Source organism: Kitasatospora sp. MY 5-36 (genome assembly GCF_001182915.1).
Lineage (GTDB): Bacteria > Actinomycetota > Actinomycetes > Streptomycetales > Streptomycetaceae > Kitasatospora.
In genome coordinates this window covers 1-19,758 of record NZ_LFVW01000013.1, presented here as the reverse complement: position 1 = coordinate 19,758, position 19,758 = coordinate 1, and the positions used below count along the sequence as shown (strand labels likewise).

The 19,758-nt window shown below is 71.5% G+C and carries 16 protein-coding genes and 1 pseudogene; 11 read left to right on the top strand and 6 right to left on the bottom strand.

Going from position 1 to position 19,758, the window contains the following annotated elements:
- Positions 1 to 31: 31 nt before the first annotated feature.
- Positions 32 to 3,904: an FG-GAP-like repeat-containing protein gene (locus tag AE652_RS42950; protein WP_053111927.1), complete on the bottom strand. Its 3,873-nt coding sequence runs from the start codon at positions 3,902 to 3,904 to the stop codon at positions 32 to 34.
- Between the two features lie 416 nt (positions 3,905 to 4,320).
- On the opposite strand from AE652_RS42950, the gene AE652_RS01110 reads away from it, so the two are divergent.
- Positions 4,321 to 5,052, top strand: coding sequence for a hypothetical protein (locus AE652_RS01110; protein ID WP_049649138.1), 732 nt, complete (start codon positions 4,321 to 4,323; stop codon positions 5,050 to 5,052).
- Between the two features lie 476 nt (positions 5,053 to 5,528).
- On the opposite strand, the gene AE652_RS01105 is transcribed toward AE652_RS01110, so the two are convergent.
- Complete coding sequence (locus tag AE652_RS01105) at positions 5,529 to 6,911, bottom strand: NAD(P)/FAD-dependent oxidoreductase (protein WP_049649137.1); 1,383 nt, start codon at positions 6,909 to 6,911, stop codon at positions 5,529 to 5,531.
- Positions 6,912 to 7,240: 329 nt separating this feature from the next.
- Here AE652_RS01105 and AE652_RS01100 point away from each other — a divergent pair, with 329 nt between their 5' ends.
- Genes AE652_RS01100 through AE652_RS01090 form a run of 3 tightly spaced genes read left to right on the top strand, consistent with a single transcriptional unit; the run spans position 7,241 to position 10,456 of the window.
- On the top strand, positions 7,241 to 8,125 hold the full coding sequence (locus AE652_RS01100; protein ID WP_049649136.1) for a class I SAM-dependent methyltransferase: 885 nt from the start codon (positions 7,241 to 7,243) through the stop codon (positions 8,123 to 8,125).
- Positions 8,122 to 9,120 carry a terpene synthase family protein gene (locus tag AE652_RS01095; protein ID WP_049649135.1) on the top strand — a complete coding sequence of 333 codons (999 nt, stop codon included), beginning with the start codon at positions 8,122 to 8,124 and terminating at the stop codon, positions 9,118 to 9,120. The genes AE652_RS01100 and AE652_RS01095 overlap by 4 nt, the downstream gene beginning before the upstream one ends.
- Positions 9,104 to 10,456: a cytochrome P450 gene (locus AE652_RS01090; RefSeq protein WP_049649134.1), complete on the top strand. Its 1,353-nt coding sequence runs from the start codon at positions 9,104 to 9,106 to the stop codon at positions 10,454 to 10,456. Before AE652_RS01095 ends, AE652_RS01090 begins: the two co-directional genes overlap by 17 nt.
- Before the next feature lie 90 nt (positions 10,457 to 10,546).
- Here the strand turns inward: AE652_RS01090 and AE652_RS01085 are convergent, their stop codons facing one another.
- On the bottom strand, positions 10,547 to 11,113 hold the full coding sequence (locus tag AE652_RS01085) for a dihydrofolate reductase family protein (protein WP_049649133.1): 567 nt from the start codon (positions 11,111 to 11,113) through the stop codon (positions 10,547 to 10,549).
- Positions 11,114 to 11,547: 434 nt separating this feature from the next.
- Here AE652_RS01085 and AE652_RS01080 point away from each other — a divergent pair, with 434 nt between their 5' ends.
- Both AE652_RS01080 and AE652_RS01075 read left to right on the top strand, forming a co-directional pair.
- Positions 11,548 to 12,924: an NUDIX hydrolase gene (locus tag AE652_RS01080; RefSeq protein WP_049649132.1), complete on the top strand. Its 1,377-nt coding sequence runs from the start codon at positions 11,548 to 11,550 to the stop codon at positions 12,922 to 12,924.
- Positions 12,921 to 13,424, top strand: coding sequence for an NUDIX domain-containing protein (locus AE652_RS01075; protein WP_082345143.1), 504 nt, complete (start codon positions 12,921 to 12,923; stop codon positions 13,422 to 13,424). The genes AE652_RS01080 and AE652_RS01075 overlap by 4 nt, the downstream gene beginning before the upstream one ends.
- 68 nt (positions 13,425 to 13,492) lie before the next feature.
- Here the strand turns inward: AE652_RS01075 and AE652_RS01070 are convergent, their stop codons facing one another.
- Positions 13,493 to 14,395 carry a LysR family transcriptional regulator gene (locus tag AE652_RS01070; protein WP_049649131.1) on the bottom strand — a complete coding sequence of 301 codons (903 nt, stop codon included), beginning with the start codon at positions 14,393 to 14,395 and terminating at the stop codon, positions 13,493 to 13,495.
- A 158-nt stretch (positions 14,396 to 14,553) separates the two neighbouring features.
- Here AE652_RS01070 and AE652_RS01065 point away from each other — a divergent pair, with 158 nt between their 5' ends.
- From AE652_RS01065 to AE652_RS01050, 4 genes are all read left to right on the top strand, one after another.
- On the top strand, positions 14,554 to 14,847 hold the full coding sequence (locus AE652_RS01065) for a DUF1330 domain-containing protein (RefSeq protein ID WP_049649130.1): 294 nt from the start codon (positions 14,554 to 14,556) through the stop codon (positions 14,845 to 14,847).
- A gap of 221 nt (positions 14,848 to 15,068) precedes the next feature.
- On the top strand, positions 15,069 to 15,875 hold the full coding sequence (locus tag AE652_RS01060; RefSeq protein ID WP_049649129.1) for an SDR family oxidoreductase: 807 nt from the start codon (positions 15,069 to 15,071) through the stop codon (positions 15,873 to 15,875).
- Positions 15,876 to 15,911: 36 nt separating this feature from the next.
- Positions 15,912 to 16,808 (top strand): helix-turn-helix transcriptional regulator, encoded by an 897-nt coding sequence (locus tag AE652_RS01055; protein ID WP_049649128.1) that lies wholly within the window; start codon positions 15,912 to 15,914, stop codon positions 16,806 to 16,808.
- A gap of 124 nt (positions 16,809 to 16,932) precedes the next feature.
- Positions 16,933 to 17,418, top strand: coding sequence for an NUDIX domain-containing protein (locus tag AE652_RS01050; protein WP_049649127.1), 486 nt, complete (start codon positions 16,933 to 16,935; stop codon positions 17,416 to 17,418).
- A gap of 100 nt (positions 17,419 to 17,518) precedes the next feature.
- Here the strand turns inward: AE652_RS01050 and AE652_RS49400 are convergent, their stop codons facing one another.
- Entirely contained in the window at positions 17,519 to 18,319 is an 801-nt protein-coding gene (locus AE652_RS49400; RefSeq protein WP_053111926.1) for an ADP-ribosyltransferase, read from the bottom strand.
- A 146-nt stretch (positions 18,320 to 18,465) separates the two neighbouring features.
- Complete coding sequence (locus AE652_RS01040) at positions 18,466 to 19,056, bottom strand: isochorismatase family protein (RefSeq protein ID WP_049649126.1); 591 nt, start codon at positions 19,054 to 19,056, stop codon at positions 18,466 to 18,468.
- A gap of 468 nt (positions 19,057 to 19,524) precedes the next feature.
- On the opposite strand from AE652_RS01040, the pseudogene AE652_RS46050 reads away from it, so the two are divergent.
- Positions 19,525 to 19,758: pseudogene (locus AE652_RS46050) on the top strand (hypothetical protein); the annotation flags it as partial.

The window sequence follows — 19,758 nt, the reverse complement described above, 5'->3', positions numbered from 1 at the left end:
CATGGTCGTCGTGGTCGTCGTGGCGGAGGGGTCAGATCCGGACCCGGTTGGCCGGAGCCACACCGGCGGCGATCCGGCCGGCTTCGATCCAGCCCGGGGCGTCGCCGCCATGGTTGAGCCAGACCCTCATCGCGCCGTCGTCCGCCAGGACGAGGTAGTCGTCCCTGCCGTCGCCGTCGAAGTCGGCGAACCGCACGTTGTCGCGGGGGGCGACGCCCGCGGCGATCTGCCCGAGTTCCCGCCAACCACCGTGCCCGTCACCGCCGTTGTTGATCCACGCCTTGACCGAGCCGTCGTCCTCCACGACCAGGTAGTCGGCGCGTCGGTCGCCGTTGACATCGGCGAAGCGCACCTTCCCACTCGGGGCGACGCCGGCAGCGACCCGGCCGATGGCCTCCCAGCCTCCGTACCCGTCACCACCCTTGTTCAGCCAGACGCTCACCGAGCCGTCGTCCTCCAGGACGAGGTAGTCGGCCTTCCCGTCACCGTCGAAGTCGGCGAGTCGTACCTTCGCGGCCGGGGCGACACCTGCGGCCACCGTGCCGCCGCTGCGGAAGCCTCCCTTCCCGGTACCCGCCCAGCACATGACCCGGCCGTCCGGCATCACCTCCAGGTGGTCGGCCTTGCCGTCGCCGTCGAAGTCCGTGAAGTACGAGGTGGAGTCCGGGAGTTCATCGGGGCCTCGGTCGCAGGAGGACTCCTTCGGGACCGGCTCCTCCCAGCCGCCGCGCCCGTCACCGCCCCGGTTGAACAGCATGCACTGGTCGAAAACCCCACCGCCCTTGCTGGCGAGGTAGTCGACCTTCTTGTCCCCGTCGATGTCGCCCAGCCACACGTACTTGCTCGGCAGACCGACACCGGTGGCGACCTGGCCGAGTTCGGTCCAGCCGCGCTCGCCGGTGTCGCCTCCGTTGTTGAGCCACGCGTCCAGCGAACCGTTGTCGCCGACCACGACGTAGTCGGCCCGCTTGTCGCCGTCGACGTCCGCGAAGCGGACCTTGCCGCCCGGCGCGACGCCCGCGGCGACCTTTCCGAGAGCGCTCCAGCCGCCTCCGCCGGGCATGTCGGTGCCCTTGTTCAGCCAGACGTTCACCGAGCCGTCGTCGCCGACCACCAGGTAGTCGGCCTTGCCGTCACCGTCGATGTCCACCGGGCCGTCGCCCAGGACGCCCCCGCTGTACGGGGCGGGCTTGACCGCGACGTTCTCGGTGATCCAGCCGTCGGCGGCCGCGGCGGCGACACCCTCGTAGAAGGCGTCGGCGATCTTCGTGTAGCCGCTCGGGGTCGGGTGCAGGCCGTCGCCGCCCCTCATGTCGCCCGCGGTGACGGCGCCCATGTCCGCGAAGCGCACCTTCATGCCCTTGCCCCGCCAGGTGTCCACCAGCGGCGGCAGGAGCTTGTTGTAGGCGTCGAACAGGGGCTGGAAGCGCACCCACGGCGTGGCGGGGTCGGTCGGGGGAACCGAGCCGAGCATCACCGTCGCGTCCGGCGCCATGGCGTGGATCTTCCCCAGCAGGGTGTCCATCCGGTCGCGCGCGTCCTGGGGTGTGGTCGGGGCGCCGCGGTTGAGGTCGTTGGTGCCCGCCATCAACGTGATCACGTTCGGCTTCGCCGCCGGCAGCCAGGTGTCGAGGTCCCCCTCGCGGTAGCCCGCGTTGTCCGTCAACTCGTCGATCCGCCAGCCCGAGTGGCCCTCGTGATCGCCGTCGAAGCCTCCGTCGCCGTGCTTGAGGGAGCCGACGAAGTCCAGGCTGCCGGTGTGGTCCTTCAGCGCCTGCCACAGCTCCTTGCGGTAGCCCAGGCTGTCATTGGCGCTGCCCACGCCCTGGGTGATCGAGTCGCCCAGCGGCATCACCGTCAGCTTCGGCACGTCCCACGGGTCCCGGCTCTCCAGACCGGTGTGCCGGACGGTCACCGCACCCGGTGCCGCCCCGGCCCGTCCGTCACAGGCGAACGTGCCGTACTGCGGGTGCGCGTCGTGCTGCCGCACCGTCTGGCTCAGGCACTCCGAGAGGGCCTGCTGCCCGAAGGCGTTCGGGTGGACGAACTCCTGCGCCTCGCCCTGCTTGCGGGTGCTCGGCACGCCGGGCAGGTGGTCGACCCAGCGCACCCACTCGGCGGCGTCGGCGGCCAGCGGGGACTGAGGGGAGTTCTCCACCCCGGCCGTCCTGGCGTCCTTGGAGTTCAGCTCGTGCCCCGCGAAGGCGGACCGCGGGTCGAGAAAGACGGCCTTCTTCGCGACCGCGGCCTTCTTGAGGGCGTCGGAGATCGCCGGGGTGACGGTGCGGTTGGTCCAGGCGGCGTCCTCGTCATAGAAGGGGAAGCCCGCCTTGGTGTACCGGTCGTAGGTGTCGCCGGTCTCGCGCATGCCCAGGGGCTGCGGGAACGGGCTCGGATAGGACTGGATGACCAGGGTGTAGTCGCCGTCCTCGTACCCTGCGTCCCGCATGGCGGCGCGGATGTCGTCGACCGTGCCCTCGACACTGCCCTGAAGACCCGCCAACTTGCTCTTCAGCGGACCGTCCTCACCGTCGTGGCAGGCGCCCTGGCCGAGCATGAACCGCCGGGCGCAACGCGTCAGGATCCCGGAGAAGTCGAGGTCGTTCCCGCCGACGGACAGCGCGATCACCTTGACGTCCTGCTGCTTCGCCAGCTCACGCAGCTGCTGGACCTGCGGCGCCTCGCCCTTGAATCCCTCGCCGCGGACGTGCTTCGTCTCGGCACCGGAGCAGGCGATGTTGAAGCGGTTCCCCGGCGGGACGCCGTAGAGGTCGGCGCCCTTGATCTCGGCCGTGTCCGAGCGGTCGCACCCGTTGCCGCCCTGGTAGGAGGTGTCACCGTAGACCTTCGTCAGGTCGTAGCGGCAGGCCTCCGCCCCGGCGACGTCCTCGCTGCAGTCCGTCGCGGCGCGGTCGGTACCGAGGCTGGATCCGGAGCCCGTGGCGTCCCCGTTTCCGGCCCAGCGTCCGCCCTCACCGGAGATGTAGCTGTCGCCCATGGACACGATGGCGGCGGAATCGTCCGAGCACACCGAGCCCGCGCGGACGGACAGCTGGGATGCGACCTTGCATGGGCGCTTCATGGCCAGCATCCGTCGCAGGAAGTCGGTGTTCATCACCAATTGCTTCCCGTTCGGACCCATCACTCTGTAGGTGGCGCCGGCATCGATCGCCTTCCCCATCTTGCCCCACTCGAGGATCAGGTCCTTGTAGTCGCGTACGGGGAAGGGCCCCTTCCCGGATGGATCGGCGAGGGCGTCCAGCACGCCTTTCTCGACCACCCTGTTCCTGGCCGACTCAGCCACTGCCACGACGAGGACGCCCAGCGGTCCCCGCAGAGTGCCGTATGGTTCCTTGCCACCCGCCGGTTTCGCGAAGGCAAGCGCCTGCACGGCTCTCTCGATGTCGGACTCCGCGACGGTGTAGTCCGGATCTTCGAGCTTCCTCAGGTCCTGGTACCTGCCCTCATAGCCGAGGTCGACCCGTTGGGAACCGGTTCCAGGGCCGTCCGTCTCGATGGCGCCGCCGTCCTTGCGGAGATAGAAGTACCGGCTGTCGATGTGGAATCCGATGACGTAGGAGTTGGCTTCCCTCACGATCAGCTGGACGCCTCCCACGCCCTCGGGCCCGAGAGGAGTGATGTCGAGCAGTGCGATGCCGGTGCCCGTCAGCTCGACGTTCCTGACCTCCGTGGTCGTCCCGCCGACCGTGACCGTGTAGTCGTGGGGCGTTCCGTGCAGCCCCTGACGCAGATTCGATATGACCGTCGCGAGTCGATCCCTGTAGCCGGCTTCCGGCTCGGCTGCCGCACCGTGGGCGGGGCGGATGAGGGCGGCCAGAAGCAGCACGAGGGACAGCAGGAAGGAACCGGTCCGCAGGAGCGCCCGGGCGTGAGGGAGCGTCACACCCGCGGTCGCCGCGTCATCGGGCCGTCGGTCGCGCTGTCCGGCAACCTTCCGGGCGCGGGTGTTCTGTCTGATCGATGGACGTTGTGGATCCATGGGTCCGTTTCAGGTGTGGAGTGGCCCCGCCGTGGCAGGACTGCCGGTTGAGGCGATCCCGGCCGGGAGGAGGACGCTCATCGGCCGATCCCCCGATCGGTACGCCAGAGCATCAATGTGTACTGCAATACTAATCTGGACTCAAGTCCACTTGATGCATGGGCTCCGGGCCGACCGTCAGGCCATGAGGGCCGGCGATCGGCTCAACCTTCGTGCGGATCCGGCACCATGGCGCCAGGTCAGGCAGCCCGCGGGAGCGCCGAACACCCGGTCGATAATTGGGTGTCGCCGATCAGTCCGGGACTGGTAGCGTCCCGGACGTGGCAAAGCTGAACCAGATCATCGCCGTTGAAAAGGGCGTCAAGTCCAAGTCCTTCCAGGAGCTGACGCAGGCCCACCAGGACCTGCAGAAGCCCGCGCTGCTGGCCGGGATCTCCCGCGCCTACCAGCCCAAGGACGAGGAGGGCGAGCAGCTGCCGCCGGAGTCGACCCGGGTGCAGCTGAAGGCCGAGGACATCCTGCGGTCCACCGCGAACACCCTCACCCGGCTCTTCGACGTGACGGCCACCAAGGACTGGGCCAACATCGACGCCCGCGCCGACGTCGTGGTGGACGGCCAGGTGCTCCTCTCCCGGGTGCCGGTGCCGTACCTGCTCTTCCTGGAGAAGCAGCTCACCGACCTGTTCACCTTCGTGAAGAAGCTCCCGGTGCTGGACGCCTCCGAGTCCTGGAACCTCGACCCGTCCACCGACGCCTGGAAGACCGAGCCGGTGCGCACCATCCGGACGAAGAAGGTGCCGCGCAACCACGTCAAGGCCGAGGCCACCGAGAAGCACCCGGCCCAGGTCGAGGTCTACTACGAGGACGTCGCGGTCGGCTACTGGACCACGGTCAAGTTCTCGGGCGCGCTGCCGGCCCGCCGGGTGAACGAGCTCGCCGAGCGCGTGGAGAAGCTCCAGCAGGCCGTCAAGTTCGCCCGCGAGGAGGCCAACGCCGTCGAGGTCACCGACCAGCGGGTGGGTGACGCCGTCTTCGGCTACCTGTTCCGGTAGCCTCATGATCGCCCGCCCGGGGAGCCGGGCGGGTGCGCCGAGCGCGACAAGTCCCCTGCCTGGGAAGCCGGATGGGTGGGCCCGTGCGCGGTGCGAAAAGCTGACACTGACGTTGAAGCTGACCAGGGGTCACAGTGGAGGTTCGAGCCCTCCCTCCGGCACCACCGGCCGGGGTAGCCCAATCAGGCAGAGGCAGGCCCTGTCAATCTCAGACTCTCGCTCCAGTCTCAGCATTCGCCGCCGAACACCGGATCGACCGGGTGCGGACGAATATCGACGAATGCAGGTTCAAGTCCTGTCTGTGCCGCTCCGTGGCACGGTAGTTCAAAGGTAGAACGCGTCGATTTCAACCTGATCCGCGACCCTTAAACGTGCCGGTGTGCGCAATTGGGCGGCAAACAGGGGCCCGGGAGCAGGCTACGCTCCCGGGTCCTCTCGCGTTCCCCCGCGTTTCCTCACGTTCCCGCCGCGCCCGCTCACCGCGCGGAGAGCAGCTCCAGGATGCGGCGGGCGGCACGTTCGCCGGTGGCCAGCGAGGAGTTGGTGGTGCTGTAGGCGAAGTGGTCCCCGGCGAGTTGGACGGGCGAGGCCGGGTCCAGGCCCGCGGTGAAGGCGGCGAGGTCCCGGTATCCGCCGGCCGGGCGGGCCAGGACCGCGTGCTCCCACCGCTGGACGACCGCCATCTCGCGGTGTTCGTCGATGTGGGCGGCCAGGTCCGGCAGCGCCTCACCCACGGCCTTGCGGGCGTCGGCGATCACCGTCTCGTCGTCGAGGTGCATCCGGGCGGTGTTCCAGTGGTGCCGGAAGACCAGGGTGACCAGGCCCCGGCCGACGGGTGCCCGGCCGGGGCCGAGGTTGTGCTCGTACAGCGCGACGCAGAGGTCCGGGTGCTCCCGGCACGGTACGGCGACGCCCAGTGCCGTCTCGACGGGTGCCCGGCGCAGCCCGAAGGTGACGTGGACGTCGCTGGTGTACCGGACGCCGTCGAGGTACCGGCGCTGGTCCGCGTCGAGGGTGGTGACGATCCGGGCCGCGGCCGGGGCCGGTACGGCCACCACGCAGGCGCGGGCCCGTTCGGTCCGGACCTCGCCGTCCCGCTCCCACACCACCTCGACCCCGGTCCCTTCCGCCCGCACTTCCGTCACGTGGGCGCCCAGTTCGAGGCGGGTGCCCGGGGAGCGCATCACGGGGGTGGCGAGGAGGAGTTCGGGGAGGAGTCCGACACCACCGTCGAAGGTGAAGCTCGCGGCTCCGTAGGTGCCCCACATGATGCAGAAGGCGCCGACGGCGGCGACCTCCTCGGCGGGTACGAGGAACTGGGTGCTGCACAGGGGCTCGATCAGGTAGTCCAGGAGTTCCCGGTCGAGTCGGCGCAGGGCGTGCTCCCGGGCGTTCTCCCCGTCGATCCCGGCGGCGCCGGACAGGTCCTCCCAGCGCAGTCGGCGGCGGGCGGCCCCGAGGTCGCGCAGCAGGTTGACGGCCTTGAGCTTGGCGCGCCACCCGAGCAGTCCGGTGCTCAGGAGTCCCGAGGTCTTGACGAGGGAGAGGCGGTGCACGCGGCCGTCGCGCAGGACGCCGAGTTCGTCCGAGCACGGGAGCATGCGGGTCGCCAGCCCCGCGTCCTCCAGGAGCCGGATCATGGGGGCGTAGTTCCGGGACAGCCAGCTCGCGCCGCGATCGACGCGGTACCGGACGTCCCCCGCCGGAACCTCACGGGAGGACATCCGGCCTCCGACGTGGTCCTCCTTTTCCAGCAGGGTGACGTCGCGGCCGGCCTGGCGCAGCCGGAAGGCGGCGGCCGCTCCGGCGATTCCGGATCCGACCACGATCACCCGGTTCTCGGTGGCGGTTTCGGCCATGTGACGCCTCCTCGGACATCCCGGTCACCCGGGTTTCTTTTGCTCGGGCTGGAATGCGGTGGAAATGCGTGGAGTTGGCCGTTCGATCTGCTGCCCGCCTCGCCGTATCCACGGCCCAGCGCCGCCCGCCGCTGTCTCCCGCGCGCACAGCGAAGCATGAAATCCGGTGCGCCGCACTGAGCGCCCTGGCGTGTCGTCAAGAGGGAGACGCGAGAACGCTGGTCCAATCGGAAAACCGCCGGTCCGATCGCAGGGCGCCGGTCTGGTCAAAATCTGCTGGCCCAAATCGAAAGGCGTTGGTCATATCAAAAGGGAAAAGGAGGTATCGCATGCGGAAGGAAGCGCCGGAAGAACGTGAACTCCCGGCGTACGGCGAGGAGGTGTTCGCCTTCGCCCACCCCGCGCAGACGGACCGTCTCGACGCCCTGGCCGGTTCCTGCGACCCCGCGACCACGGGTGATCTGGCGCGCTGGGACCTGCCGGCCGACGCTCGTTGCCTGGAAATCGGGGCGGGGGCCGGGACCTTGGCCCTGTGGCTCGCCCGCCGCCACCCCGAGGGCGAGGTGACGGCCACCGACACCGACCTCCGCTTCCTGACGGGCCTGCGCCACCCGGCGCTGCGCGTGCTGCGGCACGACGTGCGCACCGACGGGTTCCCGCCCGGCACCTTCGACCTCGTCGTCGCCCGCAGCGTCCTGTGCCACCTGCCCGAGCGCGCCGCGCTGCCGGGGCGCATGGCGTCCTGGCTGAAGCCGGGCGGCCGCCTGTACATCGAGGACCCCTCGTTCTTCCCCGCCGCCTCCTCCCCCGACCCGGTCGTACGGCGTCTCGGGACCGCCGTCACCACCACCCTGGCCACGACCCTCGGCAGCGACGTGTCGGCCTGGGCCCGGTCGTTCCCCGCCCCACTGCGGGGCCTGGGGCTCGTGGAGGTGGGGATGCGGGTGCACTGTCCGACGCTGACCGCGACGAACGCGGCGGGACGGGCGTGGGCGCTGTCGATCGCCGATCTCCTGCCGGCGATGGCGCGCACCGGGATCCTCGCGGAGGCGGACGGGGCCGAGGCCCTGACCCACCTGCGCCGCCCCGGGTTCGTCGACACGGCGCACGCCATGGTCGCGATGTGGGGCGTACGCCCGCCGGCACAACGGCCGGACCGGACGACACACCGACCGAAGCAGACGGCACAACAGCCGGACCAGGAGCCCGCGTGAGGACCGACGCGCTCAGGGAATCCGCGATCCGGGACGTCACGGCCCACCGCGGCGCCCACGCCGACGCGGCCGACGCCGAGGCTCTGCGCTGGGCCGAGGCCGCCGGCCTCTGCGACACCCCGGCGGAGCTGCGCAACCTCGCACGCATCCGCCCCGGGCTGCTGGCGGCGTGGTGCCATCCACGGGCCGACCGGCCGGACAGCGTGCTGGTGGCGATGTGGATGGCCTGGCTGTTCCTCCTCGACGACCGGATCGACGAGGGCGAACTGGGGCGAGACGCCGACCTCCTGGAGGGGTACCTGCGGGAGCCGCTCGGCATCGTCTCGTGCGGTTCCGAGCCCACCTCGCCCGTGGGACGAGCCCTCGCGGAGATCGTCGAGCGGGTCTCGGACGGCATGCCCGCCCCCTGGGCCCTGCGGTTCCGCCGCCACGTGGCCGACTACCTGTCCGCCTGTGTCTGGCAGGCCGCCCACCGGCAGGCCTCCCAGGTCCCGCGCCTGGACGGGTTCCCCGCCTGGCGCCGGGCCTTCGGGGCGATCATGCCCTCGTTCGACCTGGTCGAGCGGACGGACGGCTGTGTCCTGCCCCCGTCCCTGTACTACTCCCGTCCGTTCCAGGATCTCCTCGTCGCGGCGGCGGACCTGGTGTGCTGGACCAACGACCTGATGACCGTGGACAAGGAGGCCGCCCAGGGCGACCCCCACAACCTGGTACTCGTCACCGCCCACCACGGCGGCACGGACCGGCACGCCGCCGCCCTCCTCGTGACGGACGCCTTCGAGGAACGCCTGCACGCCCACGCGCGGGCCCGCCGGGAACTGTCCGACCTCACCCGCGCGCTGGCCGTGCCGCCCGGCCCGCGGCGGCAGGCCGACCACTGCGCCGAGGCGCTCCTCGGCTGGGCCCGGGGCCACCTGGAGTGGGGCCTGGGCACGCCCCGGTACCGGTCCGGAACGATCACGACGGGAGAGGATCCCCATGCCGACACCCACTGACACCTCCACGGACGACGCCTCCGGTGACCCCACCGGCAGTCGTCCGCCCCGGGCCCCGGGCGCCCTCCCGCTCCTCGGGCACGCGCTCCGCCTGGCCAGGGCGCCGCTGGCCTTCCTGGACGCCCAGCGCCGGTACGGGGACGTGGTCGAGTTCCGCATCGGCCCGCGGCCCGCCTACCTCCTCAACCACCCCGACCTGGTGATGGCCCTGCTGACCGGGCCCGGAGGGCGGTTCGACCGCGGCGAGATCTTCACCAAGGCCCGCCCCCTGTTCGGCGCCGGCGTCGCCGTGGCCGACGGCGCCCACCACCGGGACCGTCGCCGCGTCGTCCAGCCCCTCCTGAGCGCCGCCCGTCTGCCCGGATACCTGGACACCATGGCCGAGTTGGCCACCGCCCGCGCCGCCTCCTGGCACCACGGCCAACGGCTCGACCTCAACGCCGAGATGGCGGGACTGACCATCGACGTGGTGGCCGCGACCCTCTTCGGCCGTCCACTGCCCGCCGGCTTCGCCGCCGTCGTCCACCGGGCCCTGCCGGTCGTCGTCGCCGGGGTGGGCCGCAGGGCCTACGGGCCCGCCGCCGCGCTCCTCGACCGGCTGCCCGGCCGCGAGCGGGAGCGCTACCGCACCGCCCTGGACGACATCCACGGCGTCGTGGACGCCCTCATCGACGCGGACCCGCACAACGCCGGCCTGACCCGGCTGTCGGCCGGCGCCGACCGGCGGCAGCTCCACGACGACGTGACCTCCCTGCTGATCGGCGGCTCCCACACCAGCGGCGCGGCCGCCGCCTGGCTGTTCATCCTGCTCTCGCGCCACCCGGAACTGCGCCGCCGGGTCCGCGAGGAGGTCGGCCGGGTCGTCGGCGACCGCCCCGTCGACCCGGCCGACCTCCCTGCGCTCGTCCTCACCCACCGCGTCGTCCGGGAGACCCTCCGGCTCTACCCGCCGATCTGGCTGTTCCCCCGCCGCGCTACCGGCACCGTGGAACTGGGCGGCCACCGGTTCGCCCCCGGGGCCCAGATCTTCTACAGCCCGTACGCCCTGCACCGCGACCCCCGCTGGTACCGCGCCCCGGGCACCTTCGACCCCGACCGCTGGGACCCGCAACGGCAGCCCGCTCCCCCGCGCGGCGCCTACCTCCCCTTCGCCGCCGGCGTGCACGGCTGCCCCGGTGGCGACTTCGCGCTCGCGGAACTCGCCCTGCTGACGGCGGCGGTCTCGGCCACCTGGCAGCTGGACCCGGTCCCGGGGAGCCGCCCCCGGCCGGTCGCGGCGGCCACCCTCGGCCCCGCGCCCCTCACCGTGACCGTGACCGCCCACCCCGGCCGCTGATGGGCGGCGGCCGCGCAGGCGGCGGCGCGCGGCTGATGTCGTCATCCATAGACCGTGTCGTATACGAGACCAGCGCGTGGGTGCCGCTGCTCAACGCCTCGTCTCGTACCTGGTCAGGACCACGCCGCCGGGAAACGTCCGTGTCTCCACCAGGTTCAGGTTCACCCAGCTGTCCAGTGCGGTGAAGAACGGCGTGCCGCCGCCCACCAGGACGGGATAGGTGACGATCACGTACTCGTCGATCAGCCCGGCGCGCATGGCCGCCCCGGCGAGCGTCGCACCGCCGATGTCCATCGGGCCGCCGTCCTCGGCCTTGAGCCGGGTGATCTCGGCGATCGCGTCGCCGGTGACCAGGCGGGTGTTCCAGTCGACCTCGCTGATCGTCGAGGAGAACACCACCTTCGGCGTGTCCCGCCAGTTCCGGGCGAACTCGATCTCCGCCGGGGTGGCGTCGGGCTGCTGGTCGCCGGTCGGCCAGTAGGAGCTCATCGTCTCCCACAGCTTGCGCCCGTACAGCGACAGGCCACTTGCCCGCCCCTGGTCGAGCCACCACTGGAACAGCTCGGGGCTCGGCGGTCCGCTCCAGGCGATGTCGTCGCCGGCCGCGGCGATGTAGCCGTCCAGGGTCAGGTTCATGCCGTAGACCAGTTTCCGCATGGCCCAGCCTTCCGTCCGTGGGTGTCCGGCGTACGGACCAGCGCGGCTCGGGACACTCATCCGTGCGCGATCCGGGCTCGCCGGCAGTCCTCGTGCTTCGAGCTCAGCCTGGTGTACTCGACCGACACTGGCAAACCGCCTGATCCGACCTCACCCTCACGGGGGAATGCCACCGGTTCCGAGACCGGTCATGAGGGACAAGGCCGGTTGGAGGCTGCCCTGCCCCGTGCCGTGGATGCTCGAAAAGTCCCCGTTCGACCTGGGCTCGCCCGGAGCCGATCCACTTGAACGCCGGATTCGAACAGCTCCATCATCGGTTGCCTGCGACGTCCCCGGCACATACCCGAACTCGACTTCCGGGTATGCGTCTTGACGAGAGCGGTGCCGCAGCAGCAGTCCCCCGCGCCCGCCCGCGAGTCCGAGGAGTCCGCCAGGTGATCGACTTCCAGGTGCTGACCGAGCTGGCCTTCCGCGAGGGCGTCGAGCGGATCGGCGTCGGCGTGGTGGTCCGCGACGCCTCCGGCCGGATCCTGATGATCCGCCGGGCCGCGCACGACGTCCTGCCCGGCCTGTGGGAGTACCCGGGCGGCGGCCGGGAGGACGGCGAGCCCGTGCCGGCCGGGGCGGCGCGGGAACTGGCCGAGGAGACCGGGCTCACCGGCCTGCCGCTGGAGTACGCGCGGCACCTGGACTTCAGCAGCCAACGGGGCCTGCGCGTACGCCAGTTCGTCTTCACCGCCGTCGTGCCGGACGGCACCCCGGTCGTCCTCTCGCCCGACCATGACGGCCACCAGTGGGCCGACGCCGAGCGGCTGCCGCCGACCGGCGAAGGGCAGCGCGCGGTGATCGAGTGGCTCACCGGCCGTCTGGCCGTACCCGGTTGGCGGCCTGCCGGCGGCTACCTCACCACCGTCGCCCGACCCAGCGCCTACGGCTGCTTCCTGGTCACCGACCCGCGGGGCCGCGTCCTCGGGATGCGCTCCGCCGTCGACCCCGGCGTGTGGAACTTCCCCGGCGGCAACGTCGAGCACGGCGAGACCCCCTTCACCACCGCCCTGCGCGAGGCCCGGGAGGAGCTGGGCCTCGACCTCGCCGCGGAGAACCCCGAAGCCGTCGCCCGCAGGCGCCTGGTCGCCGTCATCCACGAACAGGCCGGCGCCGAGCAGCCCGTCCCCGCCTGCGGCTTCGTCTTCGACGGCGGCGTCCTGACCCGCGAGCAGCAGTCCCGGATCCGCCTCGATCCGGCCGAGCACACCGAGTGGCGGTTCGAGACGGCCCACGACTGGCACGCCCGGATGACCCCCGCCCGGTACCAGCGGCTCCGGCAGGTGCTGCGCGCCCACCGCTCCGGTGTCCCGCTCTACCTGGAGCGCCCCACGCCGACCGACGACGACTTCGAGGGCGTCCTGGTCTTCGTCACCGACCGCGCCGGTCGACTGCTGATGAACCTGCGCGAAGACAGGCCGGGCATGGCCTGGCCCGGCTACTGGACTCCGATCGGCGGCTGGCGGGAGGCCGACGAGAGCGCCCGGGAGAGCGCGGTGCGCGAGGTCCGCGAGGAGGCCGGCCTCGAGATCACCGGCCTGCGGCCCCTCCCCGACCCGCACCACGACCACGGCCTCCCGCTCACCCGCGTCCTGCACGCCGTCTGGGAGGGCCCCGACAGCGACCTGTGGCTCGGCGACGAGGGCCTGGCCGTCCGCATGGTCCCCCTCGACGAGGTGCTCGGCCTCAAGGTCCCGCCCTACCTGCACCACTACCTGCCCCTGCTCGCCGCCGCAGCCGACCAGTCCACCGGGAGCACCGCATGAACCGCACCGACCCCACCGACCACACCGGCCACCTCGCGGACACGGCCGCCGGGGCACCGGGTACCGACCCGCTCGCGCTGGTCGTCGGGGTCCACCTCGTCCTGTTCGACGGCGGCACGGTGCTGCTCGGACGGCGCCGCAACACCAGCTACGCCAACGGGCTGTGGCACCTCCCGGCCGGGCACATGGAGCGGGGCGAGCCGGTCACCCGCGCCATGACGCGCGAGGCGGAGGAGGAACTCGGCATCACCATCGCCGAGGAGGACCTCGAACTCGTCCACACCCTGCACCACCTCGACACCGACCACAGCCGCCTCCAGCTGTTCTTCCGCCCGGCCCGCCACACCGGTCAGGTGCGCAACGCGGAGCCGCACAAGTGCGCGGAACTGCGCTGGTGGCCGCTCGACGGACTGCCGGCCGACACCGTGCCCTACACCGCGCACGCCCTCCGCGAGATCACCCACGGCAACCGGCTCTCCGCCCACGGCTGGCCGGTGTGACGCCGGCACCACCGAACCCCCTCGCACCGACCAGCCGCGGAGGTCCGTCTCGCTTGACCTCCCGTGCGTCAGTCCGGCAGCCAGTGCAGTTCGCGTGCCAGGGCCTTGGCGACGGCGCGGATGCGGCGGTGCAGGGGCGACTGCTCGCGTGGGAGGACCAGGTGGAGCGTCAGGCCGGGCGCACCCCTCAGCGGTCGCCAGGTGAGACCGGCCGGTTGCACCGTGGCCGCGGCTTCTCCGGCCGGGGCGAGGGTGACCCCGTCCCGCAGGTCGCGCTGGGACAGGTCGAAAGCGACAGCGGGCGTGTGGAACCGGGGGTGCGGTCGGGTGTCCCGGAACAGCGCGGACAGCTGATCGTGGACCACGGGGTTGGCCGCACGGTCCGGGAGCCGCAGCGGGTACGCGGCCGCGTCGGCGATCTCGATCTCCGCGCGTTCGGCCAGCGGATGGTGCTGCGCCAGCTGGACCCCGATGCGCGAACGCCGTAGCAGGAACCGGCGTACGCCATCGCCCGGTTGTTCACCGCGGGTGATCCCGGCATCGATGCGGCCGTCGGCGACCGCCGGGGAGATCTCCGGTGTCGCCATCGGGACCGCGCCGACCTCGAGTCCGCTGTTGTCGCGAATCAGCCTGTCCACCAGGGCCGGTGCCGTCTCGGCCCCGGCGCTGAGGCTGTATCCGATGCGCAGCGTGCCCAGTGCGCCGGCCGCCGCGCTCCGGGCGGTGTCCCACGCCCGGTCCAGCGCCGCCAGCGCGGGCGGAGCGGACTCCGCCAAAGCCGCACCGGCCGTGGTCAGTTCGACGCTGCGCGTGTTGCGGACCAGCAGGGCCGTCCCGAGTTCCGCCTCCAACCGGCGTATCCGGGCGCTGAGTGCGGGCTGTGCGATACCGATCCGTGCGGCCGCGCGGGTGAAGTTCAACTCCTGTGCCAGCAGCAGGAAGTACCGCAGGCTCACCGTGTCCGGCGCCATGCGCCCTCCCCGCCGATTGATAACGATCCGTTCTGAGCCTAGTCCGTACCGGTCTTTCCCTCGACCGCCCGTCAAGCCCTAGCCTGCGCATGCCGGGATCGATCGATCCGATTGTCGGTCCGACGTCGGACGTGCCCGGCCGAACACAGGAGGTTTCCATGGCCAAGGGCTACTGGGTCAGCGCCTACCCCGCCGTTTCCGACCCCGAGCGGCTGACCGCCTACGCGGAGCTGGCCGGTCCGGCAGTCCGGGCCGGGGGCGGGCGCCTCCTGTCCCTTGACGGTCGGGTCGTCGCCCACGAGGCCGGAATCACGCAACGCGTCGTTCTGATCGAGTTCGACAGCTTCGAACAGGCCGTCGCGGCCTACGAGAGCGAGGCGTACCAGGAGGCGCTGGTGGCCCTCTCCGGCAGCGTCGAGCGCGACTTCCGCATCATCGAAGGCATCGACTGACCGGCGGGCCCGGCCGTCGCCGAGCATCGGGGGCTCTCACAGTACCTGGATCACCAGGGTCTCCCAGACGTCCGAAACGCCTGCCAACCTGGTTGAGCCGAACGCGCCGACAACACTCCATGGACACGCACCGCGGCTCTACCTCCATCAGGTCGATTCAGCTGCCCCGTATCCGCGACCATGTCGGCGCGTTCGTCCACGACAGAAGGGGACGGAGACCAATGGCGGACAACCAGTTCACCACTCACACAGGGCTTTTCGATCTGAGTGGGAAGTACGCCCTCGTCACTGGCGGCACCAGTGGCATCGGGATGATGATGGCGCGCGGCCTTCTCCAGGCGGGCGCCCGCGTCGTCATCAGCTCACGCGACGCGGACAGGTGCGCGGAGGCACAGCGTCTACTGTCCGAATTCGGCGACGTTCAGGCAATCCCCGCCGACCTGTCCAGGCACGACGAGTGTCAGCGCCTCGCCGATCTTGTCAAGGGCGACTCGGAACGCCTGGACATCCTCGTCAACAACGCGGGAGCGATGTGGCGCGAGCCGCTGGCGACGTTCCCGGACGAGGCCTGGGACGCGGTGATCGACCTCAACCTCAAGTCGCCGTTCTGGCTGGTGCAGGCGCTGCTCCCCGCACTTCGCGGGGCGGGCACCGCCGATGATCCCGCGCGGATCATCAACATCGGCAGTATCGCCGCCATCCACGTCGCCGAGTCGCCCAACTACTCGTACGCCAGCAGCAAGGCGGCACTCCATCAACTCACCAGAGTGCTTGCCAGGGAGCTGGGCCCCCAGCACGTCACGGTGAACGCGGTAGCACCGGGAGTGTTCCCGTCGCGGATGACGGCGTCCGCACTCGATGCCATCGGCGACACGATCGCGGCGGCGGCCCCTCTGCGCCGAATCGGCCGCGACGACGACATGGCGGGCATCGCCGTGTTCCTCGCCGGCCGGGCCGGCTCCTACCTCACGGGCGCCGTGATCCCGGTGGACGGCGGCATCGCGACGACCGCATCGGGTACCCCCTAGACTGCGGAACGGACTTACGGTGAGGAGACGGCCACGATGGATCCACGCACCGAGATCCGGGAGTTCCTCAGCTCGCGTCGCGCCCGCATCGCACCCGCGCAGGCGGGCCTGCCCGCTTACGGCGGCAACCGTCGGGTCAAAGGTCTGCGCCGCGAAGAGGTGGCGCTACTGGCGGGGGTGTCGGTCGACTACTACGTGCGCATGGAGCGCGGCAGCCTCGCCGGTGCCTCCGATGGCGTGCTGGACGCGCTGGCCTCCGCCCTGCGACTCGACGAGGCCGAGCGCCACCACCTGTTCCACCTCGCACGCCGATCCAGGGCGCCCGGCGGCCCACCCCGGCGTAGGCCCGCCGTGACGGTGCGCTCGACGCTGCAGCAGGTGCTCGACGCGGTCTCCGACGCACCGGCCTGGGTCAGTACCGGCCGTTATGACGTGCTCGCCACGAACAACCTCGCTCGCGCGCTGTTCTCACCGGTGCTGGCCGACCCGCGACGGCCCGCGAACACGGCGAGGTTCGTCTATCTGAACCCCGAGGCGGCCAGGGATTTCTTTGTCGACTACGACCAGATCGTCGGTGACGTGGCCGCGAAGCTACGCATGGAAGCCGGCCGCGATCCGCACGACGAGGAGCTGATCGCCCTGGTCGGCGAACTGTCGACGCGCAGTGAGCTGTTTCGGCAGCGGTGGGCTTCCCAGGACGTGCGACTGCACCGGTCCGGCCGCAAGCGGGTTCGCCATCCGATCGTGGGCCGGCTCGACCTGGACGTCGAGTCCCTGGAACTGCCCGCCGAGCCCGGCCTGCTCCTCAACGTCTACACAGCACCCGCGGGCACACCGACCGCTGACAATCTGGCGCTCCTGGCCTCGTGGGCGGCCACCCACCAGGCGCCGGCGACCGAGCTCGAAGCGGATGACGGACAGTCCAACCGTTGAAGGTGGCGCCGTGGCGGCGCGATGATGCTTGACGCCGTGTCGGTGGCTCGGACAGGACCAGCACTGGCATGGATGTTCCTCGAGCCCCGACCACCGTCCGCTCACCCACCCCGGAGGCAGCACCGTGGAGAGCCTTCTCCAGGCCGTGGCCGTGATCGCCCACGACCGCGACCGGGACCTGGTCGCGACCCTGCACTACGCCGCGAACAGCTGGATCACGGCGACGGCGTGGACGATCCCCGGCGGCAAGGTCGAGGTCGGTGAGCGCCTCGACGAGGCCGCCGCGCGCGAGCTGCGGGAGGAGACCGGGCTGCTCGTCGAGCCGGCGGACCTGCGGCTCGTGCACACCGTCCAGGTCCGCACGGGCTGGGACGGCGAGCACCCGTTCCTGCTGTCGGTGTTCCTCGCCACCGCGTGGCGCGGCGAGCTGACGAACACCGAGCCGGACAAGCACCTCGACGCGGTCTGGTCCCCGGCCGACGGGCTCCCGCTGCCGATGTTCCCGACCGCCCACGCCGCCCTCACCCACCACCTCTCCGGCGGAAGGGGCTTCTCCACCTACGGCTGGGACGACGAAGGCTTCGACCCGCGGGCCCTGATCGGCGCGTGACCGCGGCGGGCCGACGCCGACCGAGCCGCCCTCTTCCAGGGGTACCGTGGCGGCGTGCCACACCCCTCGGGCGGCCGGTCGGCGGCGGACTGCCGGCGGGTCAGTGCAGCCAGGGCTGGTAGTTCGGGTTGTCCACGCAGCCGGACTCGACCAGGGAGGCGGTGGCCCGGTCGACCGGGCAGGCCCGGCTGATGAAGTGCCGGTCCACGCCGCCGGGGAACGCGACCTCCACCTGGTCGGCGTACTGGTGCTGGTCGCCGATGGTCGCGTTGACGTCGATGCCGCCGGGGGCGTCGATGAAGTAGTCCCAGGGCACCTTCTTCCACTTCTTGTACAGCTCGGGGTCGTAGGTGGTGCTGACGAACGGCGAGGGCTGGTTCTGCAGGACGTAACTGGTGATGTCGTACTGGCCGTTGACGGTGTCCTTCGGCGCGAAGCCCTGCTCGAAGATGACGGACGGGTCGCGGCCGTCCGAGCGGAAGAGCGGGTGGCAGTTCTTGCGCCAGTGCGGCGTGGGGGTGATCCGGGGTACGTCCACCCGGCGGTCCACGGCGGCGTACAGCGGGTCCGGGCCCTCCGGGATGCTCTCGAAGGTGCTGGCGGGGAGGGTGACGGCGGGCCGGTCGGCGCAGTCGTCGGCACGCAGTTCGGCCTCGTCGGCGAAGTCGATGCGCCGGCCGTCCAGGACGATGGCGACGGCCTCGGTGCCGAGTTCGTGGACGATGACGCCGTCGCACTGGGGGCCGCTCCAGAGCGCCTCCCCGCTGGGGTCGAGACAGCTGAACGGGGCGGCGTCGGCCTGGGCCGCGGGGGCGGCGGCGGCCAGGCTCTCGGGGGTGAGCACGACGGCGCAGGCGAGGGCGACCGCGCCGGCGGCCGTGCGGATTCGAATGTTGATCACGGCCGTTACCCTGGCCGCCCGCTGCCCCGGGGGTACCGCAACTCACCCGATCGAGGGCGTGTCAGCGGCTTCGATGGACGCCTTCAGGCGTCCGGGTCCGCGTGGATCGGGCGGGCTCGCTCCACGGCGGGCCCGCCTCCCCGCCGTCAGCCGACGACGACCGGCTCACCGGTCAACTCGACGCCGGACCGGCCGAGTTCGGCGACGGCCCGGGCGGTGGTGTCGGCGGCGACGCCCGCGGTGTAGTCGAGCAGGACCCGGACGGCGAAGTCGGCCCGCACGCCGTCGAGCGCGGTGGCCTTCACGCAGTGGTCGGTGGCGATGCCGACCACGTCCACCTCGGTGACGTTCCGTGCGCGCAGCCAGTCCGCGAGGGCGGTCCCGTCCGAGGTGAAGCCCTCGAAACCGCTCTTGGAGGCGGAGTGCGCGCCCTTGTAGAAGACCTCGTCCACGATCGTCTCGGCCGTGGGCGCGAAGTCGGGGTGGAACTCGCCCCCTTCGGTGCCGACGACGCAGTGCACGGGGAAGGAGTCCTTGAAGTCCGGATGGTCGGAGAAGTGGCCGCCCGGGTCGAGGTGGTGGTCGCGGGTGGCGACGACGTGCGTGTACTCGCGGCCGGCGGTGCGTTCGACGAGCTCGGCGATGGCGCGGGCCCGCCCGGCACCGCCTCCGACCGGAACGGCCCCACCCTCGCAGAAGTCCTTCTGCACATCGACGACGATCAGTGCACGCCCCACGGCACAGGCCTTTCTCACGGGAGTCTCGGTCCCCCACCCGTGCCCTGCCGGACGGCGGCCCGCGCCTCCCGTGCGCGATGTTCACCCGGGCCGCGCAACCTCGGAGGTGCGGCTCCGCTCACCCGGACGGGAACCGGACCCGCTGTGGACCGGGCCGTCGGGGGCACCTTCGGGGATTCCGGGCGGATCGGCGCATTCATGGCCATCAGCAATCAGAACTGGTCAACAGCCGTTCACTACGGGGCAGTTCCGACCTTTCGGTCATGGCTGCCGACCGCGCTCCGTACTGTTGTGAAGCGAGCGCGCCCCGGTCACCTTTCGACCCGGTTTGATCGCTGACTGTTACTATCCGGTGACAATTCGCCCATGATCGATGGGCGGCCCAGGACGTCCCCACAGATGGCAGAGCCCGAATCGCGGCATCCACGCCTTCGGGCGAGCAACCACCTCCCCCGGAAAGGGGTACCCGTGATCGTCTCCAAGCGGAACCGCCTGCGCCTGGCCGCCGTGGCCACCCTCAGCACCCTCGCCCTCGGCCTGGCGGGCACCGCCCTGGCGGCCGGCCCCACCGCCACCGACCCCGCGCCCGCCGGGCCGTCCGTCACCGCGCCGTCCGTCACGCCCCAGCCCGCCACCCCGCAGGCGGCCACGCAGGCCACCATCACCGCCAAGCCGTCGGTCACCACGGTCCAGGCGTGGGAA

Bases quoted from the DNA above. Each gene is read 5' to 3' on its own strand.
- AE652_RS01105 (WP_049649137.1), bottom strand. From the start codon at position 6,911: ATGGCCGAAACCGCCACCGAGAACCGGGTGATCGTGGTCGGATCCGGA.
- AE652_RS01100 (WP_049649136.1), top strand. From the start codon at position 7,241: ATGCGGAAGGAAGCGCCGGAAGAACGTGAACTCCCGGCGTACGGCGAG.
- AE652_RS01090 (WP_049649134.1), top strand. From the start codon at position 9,104: ATGCCGACACCCACTGACACCTCCACGGACGACGCCTCCGGTGACCCC.
- AE652_RS01085 (WP_049649133.1), bottom strand. From the start codon at position 11,113: ATGCGGAAACTGGTCTACGGCATGAACCTGACCCTGGACGGCTACATC.
- AE652_RS01075 (WP_082345143.1), top strand. From the start codon at position 12,921: ATGAACCGCACCGACCCCACCGACCACACCGGCCACCTCGCGGACACG.
- AE652_RS01070 (WP_049649131.1), bottom strand. From the start codon at position 14,395: ATGGCGCCGGACACGGTGAGCCTGCGGTACTTCCTGCTGCTGGCACAG.
- AE652_RS01065 (WP_049649130.1), top strand. From the start codon at position 14,554: ATGGCCAAGGGCTACTGGGTCAGCGCCTACCCCGCCGTTTCCGACCCC.
- AE652_RS01060 (WP_049649129.1), top strand. From the start codon at position 15,069: ATGGCGGACAACCAGTTCACCACTCACACAGGGCTTTTCGATCTGAGT.
- AE652_RS01055 (WP_049649128.1), top strand. From the start codon at position 15,912: ATGGATCCACGCACCGAGATCCGGGAGTTCCTCAGCTCGCGTCGCGCC.